This window comes from Paenibacillus sp. (genome assembly GCF_035645235.1).
Classification (GTDB): Bacteria; Bacillota; Bacilli; order Paenibacillales; family YIM-B00363; genus Paenibacillus_AE.
This window is the reverse complement of the sequence record NZ_DASQMZ010000038.1, coordinates 1-4,521: the sequence shown is the minus strand read 5'-3', so window position 1 is coordinate 4,521 and position 4,521 is coordinate 1. Positions and strand designations below refer to the sequence as shown.

The 4,521-nt window shown below is 62.6% G+C and carries 5 protein-coding genes and 1 pseudogene; 1 reads left to right on the top strand and 5 read right to left on the bottom strand.

The window, feature by feature from the left end; genetic code table 11:
* The 5 genes and pseudogenes from VEZ38_RS03485 to VEZ38_RS03465 form a co-directional block, all read right to left on the bottom strand.
* Positions 1-461: pseudogene (locus VEZ38_RS03485) on the bottom strand (hypothetical protein); the annotation flags it as partial.
* Positions 462-693: 232 nt separating this feature from the next.
* Complete coding sequence (locus VEZ38_RS03480) at positions 694-1,269, bottom strand: outer spore coat protein CotE (protein WP_324891958.1); 576 nt, start codon at positions 1,267-1,269, stop codon at positions 694-696.
* A 165-nt stretch (positions 1,270-1,434) separates the two neighbouring features.
* Positions 1,435-1,530 carry a YjcZ family sporulation protein gene (locus VEZ38_RS03475; RefSeq protein WP_324891957.1) on the bottom strand — a complete coding sequence of 32 codons (96 nt, stop codon included), beginning with the start codon at positions 1,528-1,530 and terminating at the stop codon, positions 1,435-1,437.
* A 107-nt stretch (positions 1,531-1,637) separates the two neighbouring features.
* A complete protein-coding gene (locus tag VEZ38_RS03470; protein WP_324891956.1) occupies positions 1,638-2,612 on the bottom strand; it encodes an aldo/keto reductase in 975 nt (324 codons plus the stop codon).
* Between the two features lie 87 nt (positions 2,613-2,699).
* Positions 2,700-4,214 (bottom strand): carboxypeptidase M32, encoded by a 1,515-nt coding sequence (locus VEZ38_RS03465; RefSeq protein ID WP_414694650.1) that lies wholly within the window; start codon positions 4,212-4,214, stop codon positions 2,700-2,702.
* A 73-nt stretch (positions 4,215-4,287) separates the two neighbouring features.
* Between VEZ38_RS03465 and VEZ38_RS03460 the strand changes: the two genes are divergently transcribed.
* On the top strand, positions 4,288-4,521 hold a 234-nt coding region (locus VEZ38_RS03460; RefSeq protein ID WP_324891954.1), incomplete at its 3' end, for an iron-sulfur cluster biosynthesis family protein.

Sequence of the window (4,521 nt, the reverse complement as noted above, 5' to 3'; positions counted from 1 at the left end):
TACGTCGCCCGCACGGCCGCATGTTCCGCGCGGCGCAGCGCGGTCGAACGCGGCGCGTCCGCGTCGCCCGCGCGGGCCGCCGTCAGCCGGCGGTCCGCGGCGGACGCGGCGAGCGGTCCGCCGGGGCCGCCCGCGACGAAGGCGCCGAGCGACTCGAGCCCGAAGACGGGCACGACGAACGTGCGAAGCAGCGTTCCCCGCGGCGCCGATCCGACGAGCAGCCCGTGGCGGCGCAAATCCGCCGCCCGCAGCCGCGCGTCGGACGCGCGCCGAACCGCCGCCGCCGGCTGGAGCCGCGCGCCTTCCGACGCGGGGCCCGCCTCGCCGCCGCGAAGCGACAATACGGCCCAGGGCTCGCCGCCGCGAGCGGAACGCGGCGCCGCGGTGCCCGACGGCACCCGGAGCAAGCTCAGAAAGCGAGCGAGCTCCGGCTGCCCCTCATGGAGCACGAACACGCCCATGCCACTCGCCTCCCGCGATAGAAAAGAAAATTTACCTTTGGAAAAACAAAGAGGGCAACCGCCCTCTCCCCATTCACCCGGCTGTCATACCAATAGAATAAGTACGGGAAGATACCCCCAAGGAACACGGTCGGCCTTCGAAGCGCGCGACCCGTGAGCCGAGACGATTCAGGAGCGTTCGTTCGGGATCAGCCTCGCTGAATCGTCAAGGATACGGGCGGCGACGCCAAGGTCAGGTTAGGTCGTCGTCTTCGTCGTCTTCCAGCAAATCCGCGTCGAGATCGTCGAGATCGTCGTCCGAACCCGCGTAGTCGGACGTCTTCTCGCCCCAGTCTTCGCAGCCGTTCTGGCACACGACCACGCAGACCTTCGTCTCCGCGATCATCTCCACCTCGAACTCCCGCTCGACGCGGATGACGACGCCCGTGCCCTTCGACGATACGCTCGCTTCGACGCAGTTCGGCTCTTGCGTCGCCTCGGCGTACACCTCTTCCGTCGACGCGCGGTGCTTCGGATCCACGTTGGACAGCGGCACGAGCTCTACGTACGAGACCGTCTCTTTCGCTACGTCGGTTTTCGAGTTGCGGTCGTACGAATACCAAATGTTGATATCATAAGTTCCCACAACCTCAATGCCGTCGCCGGATCGAACCGCTTCGTACTGGTGGTTGATGATCCATGCCCCCAAAATGCTCGTGGGAAGGTTTGGCGGAGTCACGGTATGAGTCACTTGAGAGAACTTACGACCTTTGCCGCAAACTGCCTTCGTGATAATCTCGCGGCACTGCAAATCGTTATCTGCAACCATCTTACAACCTCCTCCATACAATCATTCAATTTCAATTGTATGCAGGACATTCGTCTATTGTGATAACTTCTTTTATTTTGTTTTTCCAAGCCCTCGAAGCCGCGGCGCAAATCGCCGCGGACGTTATGTAAGCCGGAGGCGACGCCCCCGGCCGTCAGCTATTTATTAGTAGAGCAACGTCTTGGAGATGATTACGAGCAGGATGAAGAGCACGAGGATCGCACCCGTCGTCGTGCATGCGCCGCCAGCGACTGCCGTCATGCGACGTCCCCCTTTCGTCTGGTTTGTTACAATATACGGGGGAGCCGGCCGGTTCGGCTGTGCGGAAGCCCGGAAGCGCCGACAATGTGCAGGAGCCCAGACGGCGTTTACGCGCCGTGCTCCAAGTACGATAATTCTGCTTCGGAAAAGGCGACCCCGTCCGCCGCCGCGCAGGCGTACAGCTGCTCCGGCGTCCGGCAGCCGACGATCGGAATCGTCGGGAACGGCTGCGACAGCAAGTACCCGAGCGCGACTTGGGTCGGCGCGAGCGAACGCTCCGCCGCGAGCCGACGTACGCGGGCGAGCCGTTCGCGGTTCGTCTCGGACCGATAGAGCGGCTTCACGCCGTCGCCGTCCAGCGACAGCGCGCCGGAGGCGAGCTTCTCGAAGAGCCCCTGCGCCTGCGAGGAGTACGGGATCGCGGCCAGTCCGGCGGTTCGATGATAAGCCCGCGTCGCCTCGTCCATGACGACGAGCGTCGGGTCTTCGAGTTTCGAAGGATCGGCCGCAGCGAGGCTCCACATCGGCTGATTGGCGCAGAAGCCAGGAAGTCCCCGCACCGCCGCGTACGCTTGCGCGGCCTGCAGCCGCTCGAGCGTCCAGTTCGAGCAACCGTAATAACGGATGTTGCCCTTCCGCGCCTGCTCCGCCAGCGCCTCCACAATGTCCGCGACGCTGCGCGACGCGTCGTCGCGATGCAGCCAATACAAATCGATCGTATCCACCTGCAGCCGACGCAGGCTGTCCTCCACGTCGCCGGCGATGTCCGCGGGCGACAGTCGGCCGGCCTGCATCGCCGAAAGCCGCGGGTGGGCGCCCTTCGTCGTGACGATCATGCGGCTGCGGCAGCCCCGGGACTTCATCCACTTGCCGATCGTCCGCTCGCTCGCGCTCGGCTCGCCCGGCAGCCAATTCGCGTATACCTCCGCCGTATCGATCAGGTTGCCGCCGAGCTCCGCGTACGCATCCATCAGCCGGAACGACGCCGCTTCGTCCAACATGCTGCCGAAGGGAACGCCGCCGAGCGAGATCGACGAAGCCTCCAGTTCCGTTCCGGGAATCGTGATGTTCCTTAGCGCCATAGCCGCTCATCCTTTCGCGTGGGAAACGTTTTCCATCCATTATACAAGAAGAAAGGCGCCCGCAGGGCGCCTCGCGTTTCAAACCGCTTATAAAGCGTAGATTTCCTTATATTTCGCTTCCAGATACGTCGTAAGGTACGTCGGATCGAGCTCCGCGCCGGCGACGTTCCGAATGACCTCGGACGGCGTGAGCAGCTTACCGTGCGTGTAAATCTTCTCCGTCAGCCACGCCTTGATCGGGTCGAATCGTCCGGCCGCCACGTCCGCGTCGAAGGTCGGCAGCGCCGCGCGCATCGCGTCCATCATCTGCGCCGCGTACATATTGCCGAGCGAATACGACGGGAAGTAACCGAAGCCGCCTCCCGACCAATGAACGTCTTGGAGCACGCCGAGCTCGTCGTTCGGCGGCTCGATGCCGAGATACTCCTTATACATCGCGTTCCAGGCCTCGGGCAGATCCGCGACCTGCAGCTCGTCGTTCATCAGCCGCTTCTCGAGCTCGTAGCGGATCATAATATGGAGGTTATACGTAAGCTCGTCAGCCTCGGTGCGGATGAGCGACGGCTTCACTTCGTTCACCGCGCGGTAGAAGTCCTCCATCGGCACGTCCGCGAAGGCGGGTACGATCCGCTGGAAATCGCCGTAATACCGTTCCCAGAACGGCCGGCTGCGGCCGATCATGTTTTCCCAAAGCCGGGATTGGGACTCGTGAATGCCCATCGACGTGCCCGTGCACAAATTCGTCCCGATCAGCGCCGGCGATACGTTTTGCTCATAGAGCGCATGCCCGCCTTCGTGGATCGTCGAGAAGAGCGAGTTTTTCACGTCGTCCTCGATATATCGCGTCGTCACGCGCACGTCGCCCGGATTGAGCCCGGTCGCGAACGGATGCGTCGTCGGGTCGAGCCGGCCGGCCGCGAAGTCGTAGCCGATCTCCTTCAAGATAAATTCGCTGAACGCCCGCTGCTGCTCCGTCGGTACCTTGCGGTTCATGAAGGCGGTATCGAGCGCCGGCTTCGCCGCGATCGCGGCGACGAGCGGCACCAACGTTTCTCGCAGCGCGCCGAAGACGGCGTCGAGCTTCGTCACCGTCATGCCCGGCTCGTAAGCGTCAAGCAGCGTGTCGTATTTATTTTCGCCGTAGCCCCATAATTCGATAAATTGCTTCTGGTAATCGACGACTTGCTCCAGGTACGGTCGGAACGTCGCGAAGTCGTTGTTCGGCTTCGCTTCTTCCCAGACGGACTCGGCCTGCGACGCGAGAACGACGTATTTCTGGTACATCTCCGGCGGAATTTTCTTCGAACGGTCGTAGTCCTTCTTGCTTTCCGTCACGCTCCGTCGGTGAAGCCGGGAGAGCGATTCGAAGGCCGCCGGCTCGGTCAACGCCGCTAACAGCTCGCCCATCCGGTCGGACGTGCTCAGTTTGAACAGCTCGGTCGACAAGACGCCGATCACCTCCGCGCGGGTCTCTAGCCCCTTGCGAGGGGCGCCCGTGCGCATATCCCAATACAGGACGCCGAGCGCTTCTTCGTAGCTCTTCATCTTCTTGGTCAATTCCAAATATTCGGCAAGCCGTTGCTCGATCGTCGCCATGCGCATCCGCTCCTTCATTAACCTTCGTTCAAATGATACAATAAGGAAAATGCGTAACGCAACGGAAAGGAAGTTCCCCATGCATATTACAATTACGGACGCGGCCGCCGCCCGGCTGTCCGGCTACTCGCTCGCTCCCGGCGACCGCTTCCGGCTCGTTTACGACGCGGAAGGCTGCGGCTGCGCCGTCAGCGGCGTCGCGAGCCTCTGGCTGACGAACGCGCCGGACCCCGACGAGCGGCAGGCGGAGACGAACGATCCGGCGGTATCGATCTTTTACTTGCAGCGTCAAGTCGTTTTTTTCGAGGAGCGG

Excerpts from the sequence above, each read along its gene's own strand:
- VEZ38_RS03470 (WP_324891956.1), bottom strand. The coding sequence starts at position 2,612 with ATGGCGCTAAGGAACATCACGATTCCCGGAACGGAACTGGAGGCTTCG.
- VEZ38_RS03475 (WP_324891957.1), bottom strand. The coding sequence starts at position 1,530 with ATGACGGCAGTCGCTGGCGGCGCATGCACGACGACGGGTGCGATCCTC.
- VEZ38_RS03465 (WP_414694650.1), bottom strand. The coding sequence starts at position 4,214 with ATGCGCATGGCGACGATCGAGCAACGGCTTGCCGAATATTTGGAATTG.
- VEZ38_RS03480 (WP_324891958.1), bottom strand. The coding sequence starts at position 1,269 with ATGGTTGCAGATAACGATTTGCAGTGCCGCGAGATTATCACGAAGGCA.